Below are 15,774 nucleotides of genomic sequence, written 5' to 3' on the forward strand. Positions count from 1 at the left end.
AGAAAATGGGGGCGAATTTGGCAAGGTGTGAGAAAATGGGAAATGCGATGAAAGCAGAACCCAAATCACATACAACATCGCAAATCTTAAGTGACCCCACCCATTGATTTAGGTGCAGGATAAAGAGAGGTGGTCGCAAGCGGCCGCCTCTCGGTCACAAAGCTCGGCAGTGCCGAGCTTTTCTCGAATACCGTTAGGTGGTCGAAAAACAGACTTTGTGATGCTTAGGTAGTCTGCAATCAATGAAAAGACCGTGATTACGGCATTTACAAGGTGGTCAGAGAGGTGGTATTGACCTTTGGGGGTGATATTTTGAAAGAACCGCAAAACAAAAATAAGAAACGGACAGCGGTTTGGCTGTATCCGGATACCTTTGAAAAGATGGATGTTTTATTGAAAGAAGATAACTGCAATAACCGTAGTGAGTTTATTGAAAGAGCATTGACTTTTTATATGGGATATTTGGTTAGTAATCAAAGTACAGATTATCTTTCCAAAATTTTGCTTGGAGCAATTCAAGGCACACTGCGAGAAACAGAAAATCGTCAATCAGCAAACCTCTTTCGTTTGTCGGTAGAGATGAGTATGATGATGAACATTTTTGCCGCAGGTCTTGAAATCAGTGATGAAGATTTGCGAAAGCTTCGTGGCAGATGTGTCACAGAAGTCAAAAGAAATAAAGGCAGAATTAATATGGAGGATGCAATAAAGTATCAAATGGGTATTGAGGAATAAAAAGAAGGGAGATTTTTATGCCAAGGATAATTTTCAAGTGTCCATATCTCAAAGGTGGAGATAATACAGTTCACCTATCCAATCTTGTAAGTTACATTGCCACAAGAGATGGTGTGCAGAAATTTAATGAGAAACATAAAAATCTTCCTTCCACAAAAAAACAGGAGCATCTCATTGCAGATATTATAAAAGAATTTCCGAATACTAGAAATCTGTTTGAGTATGAAGATTACATTGCAAGCAAAACCATTGAAAACGCTTCGGATTTCATCTCCATAGCATTAGAACACAACCTTGATATAGTGGCAAAAAAAGAAAACTATGTGGACTACATTGCCAATCGTCCGAGAGTAGAAAAGTTATCTTCCCATGGTTTGTTTACAAGCGGAGATGATGAAATTATTCTCAGCAAGGTTGCTGATGAAGTATCCAATCATCAAGGGAATGTATGGACACCTATCATATCACTTAGGCGAGAAGATGCTGTCGTTACAGGTTTTGAACATGTAGAAAACTGGAAAGATTTTTTATCACACTATGCGCCAACCATTGCTGAAAATTTGAAAATACCAATAGGAGACTTTAGGTGGTACGCAGCTTTTCATAATGAGAGCCATCACCCACATATTCACATGATTTGTTACCGCTACGGCTCAAAATTACGGCAATCACATCTATATCTTTTCCAAAAAGATTATCATTCACTCCACCCTTAAAATCAGTGTAGAAGCGGATAAAATTGCTCACACGGATAAAACCTTTACCGTCAAAACCACGCTTTCAGATAACGTTACACAGCAGCTTAACTGGCATATTTTCAAAGATGGCAAGGAAATCAAGTGGCAGGACGCTGTAACCGGTACACTCACCAATGCGGGCGGCTCTATTCAAATTAAGGAAAAGGGTAGCTATACCATCAAAGCAACTGCTTTTGATGAAACCAGCCGTGAGTTTTCTGGTAAAGCAGATATTACCGTATATCCTGTAATTGAGATCGAGGTACAGGCTCCTAAAATTGCCCATACTGATACGCCAATTACCTTGGAGGTGAACACCAAGGAGTTAGGAGATATCTCGCTCGTTTGGACAGTTACCAAGGACGGCAAAGAGATCCCGCTTTCTGATTGTTTTATTGGAACGCTCACTGATGCAGGCAGCTCTATCCGGTTCTTAGAAAAAGGCAGCTACACGCTAACTGCCACAGCCACTGATAAGGCAGGCAGATGTTTTGCCGCAAAAGCGGAAATTACAATCTTTCCTGTTGCTGCCTTTGATTTTACTCTGCCAGCAACCACGCATACCGATAAAACGGTTGAAGTTTTGGTAAAGTCCTCTGAATTACAGGATATGATTGCCGAATGGACGGTCATCAAAGACGGCAAAATCGTGAAGCCTACCGCAGTGATAGAGGGAACGCTGAATAATGAGGGTGGGTCCATTTGCTTTACGCAGAAAGGGACTTATACCCTCAAAGCAACGCTCACCGATACAACATCAAAACAGGTGCGTGGGATCAGCTGGACTACGGAACCACGAGCAATGGCATTTCCTTTACCAGAGCACTGACCGCAGGCACTTATTCCAAGCTGGAAATGTATTATTATACCAATCATTCATGCATGTATAACAAATCCAACATCACTTACACGGTGGAATATTATTTTGAGTAAGGAGGAGGCACTATGCAAGGATTTCTAAAACCCTATCAGGTAGAACAGATTAAGAAAAAGTATCCTGTCGGCACCAAAATTCAGCTTGACCATATGGACGGTGAGAGAGATATGCCGGACGGTTTGTTGGGCGAAGTAAAATACGTGGACGATCAAGGGCAGCTCCATATGAAATGGCAGAATGGAAGAAATTTGGCACTTGTACCAAATTTGGACAGTTTCCATATTTTGCGGGAAGCCGAGAATGAAAATAGTGAAAATGACGAGTGCCCGGATGGCTGCATTCGGGTACTTGTGGTGGAGCCGCATAAAAATCCCTATGTGTCCACAGTCAAAAATGATTACAGGGCGATGCAGGAGCTGGTAGGTGGATGCATAGAGTTTGTGCCATTGTCAGAGCTAAACTGCCACCTCTACTGCAATGACGAAGGTAAGCTGAATGGATTAACCGGAAACCGCCGAATGGATAATGGCGACATTATCTGCGGCACATTTTTTATCTGCACTGATGACGGAGAGGGTAACGACGCTTCCCTTTCCAATGAGCAGATTACTTATTTCAGCAACCGCTTTCATGAGCCGGAGTTTTATTCTAATACAGAAGCCCACAGCTTTGCCATGGAAGTCGGGTATGCAGATAGTAAAGAAGAATTTCTCCGTATGCTGGGGATCGTGCCTGAAGCTGATGAAAATGATTTTGAACGATAAGGAGCGAATATGGAACAAGACAAAACCAGTATTTATGTGGATTACTTAAATCAAAAGGTGCTTCCCGCCATTAACTATGACCGTTTGCAGGCATCCTATGGCACACAGGACAAAGATTATGCCAAGGCAGTATTGCATCTGCTCCATCAGGCAATGGTCCATTGCTATGGCACGGATTATCTGACGGAGGGAGTAACCGATTATGTTATGGTTCCCGGTGTGGTGCAGTCCAAAGAAAAAGGAAATCTCTGCATTGCCCTTTTGGAACTTGACCTGACTTCCTCCGGGGAACATTACGAAACTAAGTTCCTGACCGGGTATGGTATCTTGCCCCAAAGCGATCCTGAACTGCCGGATCACATTCGTGCCTATATTCGGGATACCTTTATTCCCTATGATTACGGCTATACGGCAGCCATCCCAAGCGATATTCATGTAAATAAAAGCAGTCTGCCGGAAGCCGTCAGGGAGATGCTTTCCACCTTTCAGAATCATGTGGCTATATTAGAAAGTGCACCGGAAATGTCGGAACAGGAAGAATTAGAGCGATAGCTGTCCTGAAAAATTCATAAATACTACGTTGAAAATGACGCCGTTATTTGGTATAATTTTAAGTTAAGAGTAGGAGATGATGAAATGGCAGATGGCATGAAACGATATATACTGATGCACAAAAATATTTCGGTAGCCGATATAGAGCTGGATGAAGCGTCCAGCGCGATTTCTGCTATCGGCCATATCTATGAAGCACCCCATGTACCGGTGGGTATTTCAGTGAAAAAAGGCGTAATAGACCGCAGTGCGCTGAACGAATGGTGGCGTGGGCGTGCAATTCCTGCAAGCCGTGCCGGAATTAAAAATGCACTGACGGAATTGAATCTGTCTACAACACAAAAGCTGCTGGAAAAATGCCTTGGTTTAAGCCTTTCCGACCAGTATTGGATCTGTCCGGCTGATTCTGGCATTCAGTGGTCACAGGTAAACTTCTTTGACAATCCTTTTTCGGAGGATGTGGGAAATATCTTGTTTGGACAGGGTTCCTCCAATGACCATATGAGCCTGATGTCCCCGGATAACACTTCGGATGGCTGGCTCAAGAAAAAATGGAAGATTATAGACGGAAAACGCTGCCTGATCAAGGGTGGAAGCGGTGCGACCCAGCAGGAGCCATATAACGAGGTGATGGCTGGGAAAATCATGGAACGGCTTGGGATTCCCCATGTTCCCTATACTCTGCTTACAGAGGATGAGTATCCTTACAGCGTATGTGAAGATTTCATCACACCGCAGACAGAACTGATCTCCGCATGGTATGTGATGCAGACGGAGAAAAAGCCGAACCATGTGTCGATCTATCAGCATTACCTTGATTGCTGTGAAAAGCTTGGTATCTCCGGTATGAAGGAAGCCCTCGACCGGATGATGGTGCTTGATTACCTGATTGTTAATGAAGACCGGCACCAGAATAACTTCGGTGTAGTAAGAAATGCGGAAACCCTTGAATATCTTGGAGCTGCTCCCATATTTGACAGCGGAACATCACTTTGGTTTGATAAGCCCATTTCTATGATTGGCTCGAAAGCAAAGCTATCCTGCAAACCTTTTAAGAATAACCATGAGGAGCAGATCAAGCTGGTAAGTTCCTTTGACTGGCTGAACCTGAACGCACTTTATGATATTGACGAGGAACTGCGGGAGCTGATGAGAGGGTCCATGTTTATAGATATCGCCCGGTGCGATGCACTGTGCTTTGCCCTTCGGGAGAGAGTGGAACTACTCTCAGAAGTGGTAAATACCCATAGAACATGGATTCCGGTAGATGACCATCGTAGTGATGTGGCCGAGGATACTGCTTACAGCGGTAAAGAAGATTTAGAACGATAACAGAATACTAGCTAACTAAAAGTGCCCCCTGAAAGCGGATTGAAACTGCTTTCAGGGGGCATTTTTGCGTTTGAATGGAGGTGACAACCCATGCGTACATCGTCAAAGCCTATGCCATTTACGGAAGAACAGATGAAGCAGGTCTTTGACACCAATATCATTGACTTCGCCGTGCAAAATGGTTTTCAGATTGAAAAAGGTGATAACTATACCGTTCATGTGAAGAACAGCGGTGGACTGTTTCTGTTTAACCATGGGCGCGGTTACTACTGTTTTTCTACACAGACCAAGGGTAATATCGTGGATTTTGCAAAGGAATATTTGGGTGCATCGGATTTCAAAAGTGCAGCAGAACTGATTTTGGGCTGCCGTGCCTATGAGGGATTGTCTCCTTTGGTACAACCCGTTGAAAAAGGTCCCAAGGGCGATCTTGTGCTACCACCCAAAGACAAGAGTTTTGACCGTACTATCGCCTACTTGACCCATACTCGTGGTATTGATAAGGAAATTGTCTACGCCATGATTGCGGAGGGGAAAGTGTATGGAGCAAGGACGGAAAAAAACGGTTATACATTCCATAACTGTGCCTTTGTAGGTTATGACGAAACAGGCAAACCTCGGTATTGTGCACTCAGAGCGCCCAGCTCTGACAGTAAGTTCCGGCAGGATGTAGAAAACTCCGATAAGACCTATGGCTTCTGTATGCAAGGGCGTTCTAACCGGGTGTATGAGTTTGAGGCTCCCATTGATGCCATGAGCCATGCTACCTTGTGTAAACTCCACGGCATTGATTGGCGAGAGGATCATCGGGTTGCCGAGGGATGTCTGTCAGATAAGGCTCTTTACCGCTATTTGCAGCACCATCCGGAGATTGAGGAAATTGTGTTTTGCTATGATAACGATGTGGACGGCAAAGACGCCAAGGGTCAGCCCCATAACCATGGGCAGATTCAGGCGGAAATTTCTGCTGAAACCTATGTGGATTTGGGCTATAAAACCATGATACAGACTCCCAACAACAAGGACTTCAACGACGATTTGACCGAATTTCGCAAGTTTATGGCGCAGGCTCCTGCATTGCAGGCATTCAATGATGAAATAGAGCGGTAATGCATTAACAGTTCCCATCTACATTTGGATCGATAAATAATCATATATACCAGATTCAATAAACTTCAAGATGAATATAATACAGTAATATTAATTAAGAGAGCAAACCGTGGGAGGAGAAGTGATTTGAATAGTTCTTTACTTGATTTATTAAAAAATGGAGGATATATACTATATGCCAGACACGGGGAGGCAACAGTTGGAGAAGATCAACCTAATTTAAATTTTCAGTACTGTTTTACCCAAAGAAATCTTTCTGAAGAGGGAAAAAGGCAAGCAATTTACTATGGGGAAGTCCTTCGTTCTTTACGAATTCCTATCAGTTATCCAATTTTAACCAGCCCTTTTTGCAGGGCTATAGAAACGGCACAATTGGCTTTCGGAAGAGCCAATGTTCAGATTGATCCGTTTGGGATTGCAATTTATAATTTGAGCAGAAATATATCTGCTTCAGAACAAGAAAGAATACTGGAAGCTCTCCGGTCAAAGCTGGAGATTATACCTCCTCAGGGAACTAATCAGGTTATTATTGCACACAGCTTTCCAACGGGTATTGGCTTGGGACAGATTCCAGACATGGGGACGGTCATAATTAAGCCACTGGGACAGGGAAATGGCTTTGAAATCATCTCAAAATTGTCCTTATCAGACATAGCGTATTTGTCAAGGTAGTATCAAACAATCATATGCTGAAATACTGATACCTACTGGATTTTTTTCAGTGGGCATCAGCTTTTACCAAACACATGTAAGAGTATTATAAAAGAGATGTCTTCTGAACGCGGACATTTGTGAAATTGAATAATGATAATGGATATTCAAAACTCTGATTTACGGCAAATGTTCATGCAGATGAGGGATGGAAAAATGCAGCAGATTACTCAATTACAGCAGGAAATAAAAAAGATGGCTGTAGGTCAATAAAGCCGTTGGCTAGATAAAGTCGCAGGGCTATCATAATTTCCGTGGGAATCATAAAGCTATTATTAGATAAAATTGAAATAAAGAAGTATGAGAATACCCAGAACAACCCTGTAATATCCGAAAGGCTTAAAATCACGCTTGCTTATAAATTTCATAAATCCTGCGATTACTACCCATGCAACCAAAAACGATACGATAAATCCTACAACAAGCAATTGAATTTGGATCGTATTGAGGTTAAAGCCTGTTTTAATAAGAGAGTAGGCCGAAGCAGCAAATAATGTAGGGATAGCCAGATAGAATGAAAATTCAGCAGCAACAACCCTTGATACGCCTAAAAGCATTGCACCGATGATGGTTGCTGCAGAGCGTGAAGTTCCTGGTATCATTGCAAGGCATTGGATAATACCGATAAAAAACGCTGTTTTATAGCTTAATGAAGCAATAGCGGTTATTTGGGGCTGTGTTTTTCTATGTTCAAGAATTATGAGAATGATGCCGCCGATAAGTAACGCCAATGCGACGGTAATAGGGTTAAATAAATACTCTTCGATCTGCTTCCCAAGCATTGCCCCAAAGATAAGCGCCGGAAAGACACCCACGATAGTCTTCTTCCATATGTTCCATGTTTCGGCCTTTTCCAATTTTGTTTTGCTTCTTCCGAAGGGAAACAGTTTATGCCAAAAGTAGACAATAACGGATAGGATGGCCCCAAGCTGGATAACGATATCAAACATTTTTGCAAAACTGCCCGTAAAATCAACAAATTCATTGACTATAATCAAATGGCCTGTTGAGGATACGGGCAAAAACTCCGTAAGCCCCTCTACAATACCTAATATCACTGCTTTAATAATATCATTCATATTAATGCGCCCCATTCAATCATTTTTATAAGTGGTTATATCGAACCGGTTATTTCATATAGATTAACTGCTTTCTGTTGTTAAAAAAACTCCTGTAAGACAGATAACAGGCAATAAATGAAGATATGGAAGTCGTTGAAAGCAGCATAAACGTAACCATTATCTGATACTTTATAGCTTCCATTGGCGATGACCCTGCAAGGATCAATCCGGTCATCATACCGGGGAGCGATACGATACCTAATGTTTTTGCGGAGTCAATCGTTGGCAGCATACCCGTTTTTATGGAATCACGTATGATTTCGATTGAGGAAGGCAGTATATCTGCTCCCAACGAAAGCTTTGTTTCTACTTCTTCCCGTTTATTTTTGAAATCAGATGCTATCTGCTTATAACATAATCCCAACGCAACCATGGCATTACCGATAATCATACCGCTAACAGGGATAATCTGGTATGGCTCATACTGTATTGTCTTTGATAAAACAAGGATCGCCAAAGTTACTATTGTTCCAACTGTTATGGATAAGAAAGATATCATTAGCCCTTTTTTAACAGCTTTACCTCTTTTAGCAGCGTTATATGCAGCATTGAAGATCATGAAAAGAAGCAAAAGTGTTGTGAAAACTGGATTTTTAAAGCCAAAAACATATTCCAAAACATATCCTACGGCAACAAGCTGAACTACAGCCCTGAGAACGCCAATTATTACTTCCTTTTCAAGTTTAAGCTTTTGCCAATAAGAGAAAGAAAGCGTTACCAGTACGAGAGAAGATGAGATAAGTAATGACGTAATACTGATATTATTCATGCCGTTCATTTTAATACCTCCAATGATTTGATTTCACCAGCTTCAATAGCCAGTACCTTATTGGCATATTTCCTGCTTTGTTCAGGGTTATGCGTTATCCATAAAACGGTAGTACCTTCTTTATTCAGTGAATCTATGACATTTTCAACGATTTTTGTATTGTCCACGTCAAGGGCAGAAGTAATTTCATCTAAAAGCAGGATTTCAGGCAGAAAGAGCAAGCTTCTGATCAGAGCTATTCTTTGCTTTTCGCCCCCTGAAAGGTTTCTTACGTCCTTGTCTAAATAATCTGATGCCATATGAAACATAGAAAACAAATCATTTACCCTCTTTTGGTCGGTCTTAACGTTTCTTATGGAAAAAGGGAAATTGATATTTTCCATCACTGTGTCGCCGAAAAGATAAGGTGTCTGAAAACAGTATGCTATGCTTTTTCTTAACTCCGTGGGGCTGTAATCTGTGAAATTTTTGCCTTTGAAAATTATATTTCCATTGGTGGGGCTGATTAAATGGCTGCAAAGTTTAAGGAACGTGCTTTTACCGCTGCCCGACGGTCCGACAATTGAAATAAAATCGCCTTGCCCGATACTTACCGATATATTCTTAAGAATGCTCTTGCCGTCATTATTAAAAAAGACGTTTTGAAATTCAAGCAATGACAAAATATGCACCTCCGTCTATTATTCGTTGTCAAGAGAAAATAGGGAGTCTTTCTTGACGTTATTTAATAATTCCTCAAGAAGCTCTTTCAGTTTCTCCTTTTTTTCCTGTTCCAAGGTATTGAAAAAGTTATTTGAAAACAGCTTATCCTCTTCTATATGTTTCTCTACAGCTATTTTTCCTTCCAATGTGGCAACAAGCTCTATAGCTCTTCGGTCAATATTTGTCCTCAACCGTTCAATCAGTTTTTTATTTTCCAGCCTGTCGATAATCCCCGTAAGAGTGGACGGCGGAATACTGTATTGCTTTGAAAGGTTTTTGATTGCCATTTTTTCGTTAAGATATATCCTTTCTAAAACATACATATCCTGGGGCTGAATATTTGAAGTCTGAAGCTGATATTCATTCTTGTATTCAAAAACTTCCAGTAGCTTATGGATTATAGTATTTTCATCCAAAGTGTAACCCTCCTACAATATATTTACGAGTATCATATATTACGATTCTCGAATTAAATTATAACACTTATTAGTATTTACATCAATAATTGTTTTTATTATTTTTCATATTTTCGGAGTTGAGATAGTGCTTGTCCTGCTAGTTGAAGCCAGAGCATAAATGCTATGGCGAACATGCTAAAGATTACAATCAGGAGTATATTGATCTAAATTGTATATCCCTAAGGCTTGCTCAATTTGTGCTATTTGTTGGACAATTGACTGAAAGCCATTCGCTCCGAATTTTTGCTCTTCGATCTCTTCAAATTCTTCTCCTAATTCCTTTAATGTTTCTTCTGAAACTAAGTTATGGAAAGCAGGAAATACCACGGTATCTTCACGGGCTGAATGGGGTTCATACATACGGATATATTGCGACAGTAGATATGCTAATTGATAGCATTGTGAAGCACTGCCCATAAATGAAGCCAAAAGCTGCAATATCATATTAGACAAGCATTTTGCAGCATTATGTTGTACCAATAACGTTTGAATTAACTGAATATGCTGCTGGTTTTGTTGAAATCTTGGGAAGATATATTGTTCTTCAAGCACCTGATGGTATTCCTCAATAAAAGCTTTGGCAATATTCGTAGCATTCAAAGTCGTATTATAAATAATGTATGGGTCATATGGCTTTTCGCCCCTTAAACGGCTAATAATGTCCCTGTATATTAGAAGTATCCTATGCAGAACTCCGTGTTCACGCATCAGGTCTTCTATTGGGGAAATTTCTATTTCTTGATTTTCGTGTTTATCACTATCAAATTCCATTTTCTAAAGCCACCTTTTTTAGATTAATATATTATATGATTAGAGGATCAAAAGGTAACTTTACTGTTTTTATTTAGGAGGAATATGGCGTACGCTTTATTGCAGTCAACGATAGGTATGACAGCAATCAGACCAAGGGAAGTTCCGTAGGCATGGATGTTGCGTTAAAGAGCATGGTAAGTGAGCTATATAGCCGTGACATCTCAACGAAAATCCGAAGTTCCAATAAAGTCCGATGGTCCAATGGTAAATATCTTGGGACGATAGCATTTTATGGCTACCAGCTATCGGAAACGGAAAAGAACAAGCTGGTGATTGACGAACAGGTAGCCGTGGTAGTAAGACGTATTTTTCTAATGGCTGCAGATGGTGTAAACCCCAATGATATAGCGGTTCTTTTGAATAAAGAAAAGATACCTTCACCACTGGCTTATCGCAAGCGGAATGGTACAGACCTTGACCGTGGCTGGAAAGTGGCTGATGAACGCCTATTATGGACACGATTTGTCATCAAGCGGATTCTTTGTGACGAACGGTACACCGGGAAATTGGTCAGCTATAAACGGACAAAAGCGGATGTATCAACAAAACGGACAAAGGCAAATCCAAAATCAGAATGGATTATTGCTACGGATACTCATGAGTCGATTGTAACACAGGAGCTATTTGAGAAAGCAGGTATTTGGTTTCCGAAAAGGGAAAATTCGTGCAAACCTGTTCCGTCCAGAGGGTATCCGCTGACCGGGATTTTGAAGTGTGGATACTGCCATCATAATCTGACCCGTGCCAGCGTAAAGCAACCTTATTATCATTGTTACATGGCTAAGTATGAAGAAAGCACTCCATGCAGTACAATCAAGGTAATGGAAACAGCATTTAGTGATATTCTGCTTGCCATCATCAACAAGCAGGTCAGCATGGTGCTTCGTGACGGGAGAAACCCTTCGGAATTCACATTGACCAACCATGAGCGGATACAAAGTCTGCAAAAGGAAATCCAGATCAGACAACAGGAAATCGAAAAGCTTCGTGTATCGAGAAAAAATGCTTTTGAAGAATATTGCTTTGAACACATTTCAAAAGAACAATACGTAGCAATGCTTGAAGCCAACACCCAGCAAATGAACCAGATTTCAGAAAAACTTCGGGAGCTGCAAATGGAGTGTTCCTTAATCACAGAAGATAAGCAGGAAACAGAGTATCAGAAAGTCCACCAAAAGTACGAGTTTGCAGACCGGCTTACCAAGGATATGGTGATGGTTTTTGTGAAGGAAATCTTCGTATTTGAGGGGGAGCGATTTGAAATTGTGTGGAATTATGAGGATTATTATAAAATGACAGGACTGCTATAAGCGTAGGCAGGAATGGGTTGAATTATGAGCCAGCATCAGCGGTTTTCTTGCTGATGCTGGCTCGTTTCGTTTTTCTGGGAAAAAATAATGCTTTGTTTTTATGTTGGGAGAGTTGTCGGAATTTTAACAAAATCATCCTTTATAATGTAGAAAAATATGGTATAATTATTATATTTAAATCGATTGAGGGGTGATTTTGTGGATAGAGCTATAAATGATGCTACTCTAGTAAAAGCAGGAGATATTTTTCAATATTATATAGCATTACGTGATTGCTTTAAAATGAAAACTGGTGATAAATTGCAGATTGAGGTTAATGGGGATGTTAGCCTTATTGCAGAATCATCTAAAAACTCATATCAAAAAGAGGTAAAGCATCATTTTGGAAAAAAACATCTTAGAGATAGAGATGAGGATTTTTGGAAGACTTTATCTAATTGGTATGTAGAGTATGATAGAATTTCCCATTTCTCTAATTTGATATTACATACCACTGCTACAATTTTATCAAACTCACCTTTTAATAATTGGAACAATAAAAAACCTAAGGATAAAATTGTTCAATTACAATCAATCGGAAATTTAACGAAAAAGAAAGAAGAAACGTTTAGAAAATATTATAATAAGATTTTTGATGAAACGATATACAATGAAGATAAATTGATAAATATTTTAGAACGGTTTACAATTGAGTCTTCTCAAACTCAAATTACGGGCGTGTCTAGTGAATTTAGCTGTTATATAGGCTATATTCCGGAGATAAACCGAGACAATTATATTGCAGCATTACTAGGGAGAATTCTTTCCATAATAAAAGAACCTCCACATCGTTGGGAAGTTACTAGAGAAGAATTCGATTTGATGCTACAACAGGAATCACCTGCTTATTCAAATCCGATTCAAAAACCGTTACCTACTGAGTTTGCAGAAATAGATATTCCTGAACAAAGTGTAGAAACATTACTTCAGAAACATTTTGTTGAAGCCATTAGAAAAATTGAATATGATAAGCAAATTCCAGATGCAGTCTCTGATTATTGGAAAGCTGGAATGACCATTATGAGATATTTTAGAGATGACTTATTATATCTTAAAAGTTTGCCAAGGTATAAAAATGAATTAGAAAAGAAGTTGAAATATACAAAAGACGGCAAGACAATTGAAACTGAAGGAATGGATAGAATGGCAAAAATTAAGCAATCAAAGTTAATGTACATCAGTGTCATGGGCTGGGATGCAAAAGATTTTGAGTCTATAATCAGAAATCAAGGATATTTTCAAAGAGGAATTATCCATACCATAGTTGATGATAGGAAGTTTAGTTGGGATGTAGGTGAAGACAATGAGCATTGAAAACATACAGATTTTATCTATGAATCCTCATTTTCATGGATTGCTTTTGCAATTATTTTTATCTGGATATAACAAACCGTGTGAAATTAGATTAGCATTTATGGCATTACCTATTTTAATGTATTCTGAATCAAGAAAAAAATTAGCATCAGCAAAAAGCACAAGCAAAATGGAAACATTATTCAATAAACCTGAAATATTAGAAAATGATGTAAAGATATCAGGAAAAGTAAAACTTTCGGGATACTTGGAACGTTATCAACAAATTGCTCCTTTATCGAAAAAAGCGCTGATAATTTTATATTCCAAGAAAAAGATTGTTTTGAATCAAGATAAGATTGTTTTAATAGAATCAAAAAGGTATTCTCAATTTGACGGAAGTATTCGAGAATGGGCAAAAGCAGCTCATTACCTTGGTGTCATTTTTGCTAAAACTAATGAAGATCATTTGAACTATTTCTTGGGGGTGGATAGGTAATGAAAAGTTATATTAAAGCTATTATGATTTTTAATGAATCGGGAGATCTACGTCAAGTACCGATGGAGCCAGGAGTTAATATTGTTACAGGGGAATCTAAAACTGGTAAAAGCGCCCTTGTTGAAATAATTGATTATTGTTTATGCAGTTCACGATGTACTATACCAAAAGGGAAAATAACGGATTTTGCATATCTCTATGTCATGCCTATGCTGATTAATGAAAATACATATGTAATTGCCAGACATAAATGGCAAAATGGCGGTAAAATGCATGTATTAAAAGAATCCAAAGATTTTAAAATAGACAAAATTACGTTGGATTATTTTACAAATAAGCCACAATTAGCTGTAAAAGATGCACAGTATGAAATTGAGTCTGCATTGGGTCTCTATGTAACTAATATGGTTGCTGACGGAGAGAAGCAAGGGAAAAAGGCTTCTCTAAGAAATATGGTGTCTTATTTATTTCAACACCAAAATCTAATGGCAAGCAAATTTGCTTTATTTTATAGATTTTCGGATTTCTACAAAAGAAAAGACATAATAGAACAGTTTCCTGTTTTTGCTGGGATGATTGGTCAAGAGTATTATAGTGATTTAATTGAATTAGGAAGCTTAAAAGCTCAATTAAAGAAAAAGATAAAAACGCAAAATGCATATGAAAAGAGTTCAAATTATGTAAAGGAAAATTTACAACCGCTAATGCAGGATTATTATGCTTTGCTGGATATTCCATTTAATTTAGATATTACAACGCAAAAATTATTAAGACTTGCTTCTGATTTACCTGAGTTTGATGATTCAAAGCTTTTTAATGAGAATGGTATAGCGGAAAGATATCATAATCTCAATAATCAGTTGGAAGAATTAAGGAATAAAGAACGCGATATTTTACTTCAAATCGATAACTTGGATGATGCAGGTAAAAATGGAACAGAATTTACTCAGATGTTACAGGATCTGAAAGAGCAGACCACTATTTCAGAATTTTCTGGTGATAAGTATACATGCCCTATTTGCGGAAATAACTGTGAAGAAATTTCTCAAGATGATTCTGATTTATTAGAAGCTACGACATGGTTAGATAAAGAGCTTGAAATTACAAGCAAATATACAAATGATTTCTCTGAAGATGTTAGGAAGCTAAAAGAAATACATAGCGAAATTGAAAGCAATATAAAAAGCGTTTGGCAACAAATCAAAAACATTGAACGTAAATTTATAAATTCTAAGGAACTTGTTTCTAAAAGAGAAAAAGTCCATTATGCTAAAGCTAGGATTACCTTATATACTGATATGGCTGATTCAGGCTTGTTTGAGAGTGTGGACGAAGATATAAAAGATTTGAAAAAAAGAATTTCATTGTTAGAAGAAAAGATTAATGGTTTTGATATTGATACAAAAAAGGCTAAAGCGCAAACATTTCTGGCTGATAATATGAATAAATTATCGCTTACATTAGACTTTGAAGAAGAGTATCGACCGATAAATTTGAATTTTGGATTAATTGACGAAACGTTTGACATTTATCAACATCAAAAGAAATTTGAAAAGATTTATTTATATGAAATGGGTAGCGGTGCAAACTGGGTGTCATGCCATATAGCTCTCTTCTTGAGCTTTTTAAGGTATTTTGCTACGCAAGAACAATCACCTATGCCACTAACTATGTTTTTTGATCAGCCTAGCCAAGTGTATTTTCCACAGGGGCCATTTATTAAAGATGAAAAAAAAGAACTATCTCAGACTGATATGAAAGCAGTTAACCAAATGTATAAAACAATATTTGATGAAATCAATAATATTGGAAAAACAACAGGTATCCTCCCACAAATATTGATTGTAGATCATGTTGATGGTAAAGACTTGGAGGTAAAGGATGAGTTTTTGTCTTATGTGCGTAAGGATTGGAGAAATGGTGTGGCACTAATTTAATTTGGTATGGGAGAA

The 15,774-nt window shown here is 38.8% G+C and carries 18 protein-coding genes; 12 read left to right on the forward strand and 6 right to left on the reverse strand.

Annotated features, from left to right (window positions below):
• The first annotated feature begins 312 nt into the window (after positions 1-312).
• A complete protein-coding gene (locus CLNEO_RS05525; RefSeq protein ID WP_242864161.1) occupies positions 313-735 on the forward strand; it encodes a hypothetical protein in 423 nt (140 codons plus the stop codon).
• 17 nt (positions 736-752) lie between these two features.
• Positions 753-1,451 (forward strand): MobP3 family relaxase, encoded by a 699-nt coding sequence (gene mobP3, locus CLNEO_RS05530; protein ID WP_066085644.1) that lies wholly within the window; start codon positions 753-755, stop codon positions 1,449-1,451.
• 468 nt (positions 1,452-1,919) lie between these two features.
• On the opposite strand, the gene CLNEO_RS15735 is transcribed toward mobP3, so the two are convergent.
• Positions 1,920-2,174, reverse strand: a complete 255-nt coding sequence (locus tag CLNEO_RS15735) for a hypothetical protein (protein ID WP_157723483.1) — start codon at positions 2,172-2,174, stop codon at positions 1,920-1,922.
• On the opposite strand from CLNEO_RS15735, the gene CLNEO_RS15740 reads away from it, so the two are divergent.
• The 6 genes from CLNEO_RS15740 (at position 2,175) to CLNEO_RS05560 (ending at position 6,779) form a co-directional block, all read left to right on the forward strand.
• A complete protein-coding gene (locus CLNEO_RS15740; RefSeq protein ID WP_157723484.1) occupies positions 2,175-2,405 on the forward strand; it encodes a hypothetical protein in 231 nt (76 codons plus the stop codon).
• Between the two features lie 12 nt (positions 2,406-2,417).
• Positions 2,418-3,113, forward strand: a complete 696-nt coding sequence (locus CLNEO_RS16490) for a DUF3846 domain-containing protein (protein WP_201032874.1) — start codon at positions 2,418-2,420, stop codon at positions 3,111-3,113.
• Between the two features lie 9 nt (positions 3,114-3,122).
• Positions 3,123-3,665 carry a hypothetical protein gene (locus tag CLNEO_RS05545; RefSeq protein ID WP_066085646.1) on the forward strand — a complete coding sequence of 181 codons (543 nt, stop codon included), beginning with the start codon at positions 3,123-3,125 and terminating at the stop codon, positions 3,663-3,665.
• Between the two features lie 84 nt (positions 3,666-3,749).
• The gene (locus CLNEO_RS05550; protein WP_066085647.1) at positions 3,750-4,997 is read left to right on the forward strand and encodes a HipA domain-containing protein; all 1,248 of its coding nucleotides are present in this window, start codon (positions 3,750-3,752) and stop codon (positions 4,995-4,997) included.
• A gap of 90 nt (positions 4,998-5,087) precedes the next feature.
• Positions 5,088-6,107, forward strand: a complete 1,020-nt coding sequence (locus CLNEO_RS05555; RefSeq protein WP_066085649.1) for a DUF3991 and TOPRIM domain-containing protein — start codon at positions 5,088-5,090, stop codon at positions 6,105-6,107.
• A 126-nt stretch (positions 6,108-6,233) separates the two neighbouring features.
• On the forward strand, positions 6,234-6,779 hold the full coding sequence (locus CLNEO_RS05560; protein ID WP_066085650.1) for a histidine phosphatase family protein: 546 nt from the start codon (positions 6,234-6,236) through the stop codon (positions 6,777-6,779).
• Positions 6,780-7,093: 314 nt separating this feature from the next.
• On the opposite strand, the gene CLNEO_RS05565 is transcribed toward CLNEO_RS05560, so the two are convergent.
• The 5 genes from CLNEO_RS05565 to CLNEO_RS05585 all read right to left on the reverse strand — a co-directional run bounded on the left by CLNEO_RS05565 (position 7,094) and on the right by CLNEO_RS05585 (position 10,639).
• Entirely contained in the window at positions 7,094-7,897 is an 804-nt protein-coding gene (locus tag CLNEO_RS05565; RefSeq protein ID WP_066085653.1) for an undecaprenyl-diphosphate phosphatase, read from the reverse strand.
• 49 nt (positions 7,898-7,946) lie between these two features.
• Positions 7,947-8,717, reverse strand: a complete 771-nt coding sequence (locus CLNEO_RS05570) for an ABC transporter permease (RefSeq protein ID WP_066085655.1) — start codon at positions 8,715-8,717, stop codon at positions 7,947-7,949.
• Positions 8,714-9,370 carry an ABC transporter ATP-binding protein gene (locus CLNEO_RS05575; protein WP_066085657.1) on the reverse strand — a complete coding sequence of 219 codons (657 nt, stop codon included), beginning with the start codon at positions 9,368-9,370 and terminating at the stop codon, positions 8,714-8,716. Before CLNEO_RS05575 ends, CLNEO_RS05570 begins: the two co-directional genes overlap by 4 nt.
• A gap of 18 nt (positions 9,371-9,388) precedes the next feature.
• Positions 9,389-9,826 carry a MarR family winged helix-turn-helix transcriptional regulator gene (locus tag CLNEO_RS05580; protein WP_066085660.1) on the reverse strand — a complete coding sequence of 146 codons (438 nt, stop codon included), beginning with the start codon at positions 9,824-9,826 and terminating at the stop codon, positions 9,389-9,391.
• A gap of 177 nt (positions 9,827-10,003) precedes the next feature.
• Positions 10,004-10,639 (reverse strand): hemerythrin domain-containing protein, encoded by a 636-nt coding sequence (locus tag CLNEO_RS05585; protein ID WP_066085661.1) that lies wholly within the window; start codon positions 10,637-10,639, stop codon positions 10,004-10,006.
• A gap of 152 nt (positions 10,640-10,791) precedes the next feature.
• Between CLNEO_RS05585 and CLNEO_RS05590 the strand changes: the two genes are divergently transcribed.
• The 4 genes from CLNEO_RS05590 to CLNEO_RS05605 all read left to right on the forward strand — a co-directional run bounded on the left by CLNEO_RS05590 (position 10,792) and on the right by CLNEO_RS05605 (position 15,759).
• Positions 10,792-11,991 carry a recombinase family protein gene (locus tag CLNEO_RS05590; protein WP_066085663.1) on the forward strand — a complete coding sequence of 400 codons (1,200 nt, stop codon included), beginning with the start codon at positions 10,792-10,794 and terminating at the stop codon, positions 11,989-11,991.
• A 198-nt stretch (positions 11,992-12,189) separates the two neighbouring features.
• Positions 12,190-13,344, forward strand: a complete 1,155-nt coding sequence (locus tag CLNEO_RS05595; protein ID WP_066085664.1) for an ABC-three component system protein — start codon at positions 12,190-12,192, stop codon at positions 13,342-13,344.
• On the forward strand, positions 13,334-13,822 hold the full coding sequence (locus tag CLNEO_RS05600; protein ID WP_066085666.1) for a three component ABC system middle component: 489 nt from the start codon (positions 13,334-13,336) through the stop codon (positions 13,820-13,822). The genes CLNEO_RS05595 and CLNEO_RS05600 overlap by 11 nt, the downstream gene beginning before the upstream one ends.
• Positions 13,822-15,759 (forward strand): DUF3732 domain-containing protein, encoded by a 1,938-nt coding sequence (locus CLNEO_RS05605; RefSeq protein ID WP_066085668.1) that lies wholly within the window; start codon positions 13,822-13,824, stop codon positions 15,757-15,759. Before CLNEO_RS05600 ends, CLNEO_RS05605 begins: the two co-directional genes overlap by 1 nt.
• Positions 15,760-15,774: the final 15 nt, after the last annotated feature.

Source organism: Anaerotignum neopropionicum (genome assembly GCF_001571775.1).
GTDB lineage: Bacteria > Bacillota > Clostridia > Lachnospirales > Anaerotignaceae > Chakrabartyella > Chakrabartyella neopropionicum.

Coding starts and splice junctions, on each gene's coding strand:
- mobP3 (WP_066085644.1), top strand. CDS start 753: ATGCCAAGGATAATTTTCAAGTGTCCATATCTCAAAGGTGGAGATAAT.
- CLNEO_RS15735 (WP_157723483.1), bottom strand. CDS start 2,174: ATGGACCCACCCTCATTATTCAGCGTTCCCTCTATCACTGCGGTAGGC.
- CLNEO_RS16490 (WP_201032874.1), top strand. CDS start 2,418: ATGCAAGGATTTCTAAAACCCTATCAGGTAGAACAGATTAAGAAAAAG.
- CLNEO_RS05545 (WP_066085646.1), top strand. CDS start 3,123: ATGGAACAAGACAAAACCAGTATTTATGTGGATTACTTAAATCAAAAG.
- CLNEO_RS05550 (WP_066085647.1), top strand. CDS start 3,750: ATGGCAGATGGCATGAAACGATATATACTGATGCACAAAAATATTTCG.
- CLNEO_RS05555 (WP_066085649.1), top strand. CDS start 5,088: ATGCGTACATCGTCAAAGCCTATGCCATTTACGGAAGAACAGATGAAG.
- CLNEO_RS05565 (WP_066085653.1), bottom strand. CDS start 7,897: ATGAATGATATTATTAAAGCAGTGATATTAGGTATTGTAGAGGGGCTT.
- CLNEO_RS05570 (WP_066085655.1), bottom strand. CDS start 8,717: ATGAACGGCATGAATAATATCAGTATTACGTCATTACTTATCTCATCT.
- CLNEO_RS05585 (WP_066085661.1), bottom strand. CDS start 10,639: ATGGAATTTGATAGTGATAAACACGAAAATCAAGAAATAGAAATTTCC.
- CLNEO_RS05590 (WP_066085663.1), top strand. CDS start 10,792: ATGGATGTTGCGTTAAAGAGCATGGTAAGTGAGCTATATAGCCGTGAC.
- CLNEO_RS05600 (WP_066085666.1), top strand. CDS start 13,334: ATGAGCATTGAAAACATACAGATTTTATCTATGAATCCTCATTTTCAT.
- CLNEO_RS05605 (WP_066085668.1), top strand. CDS start 13,822: ATGAAAAGTTATATTAAAGCTATTATGATTTTTAATGAATCGGGAGAT.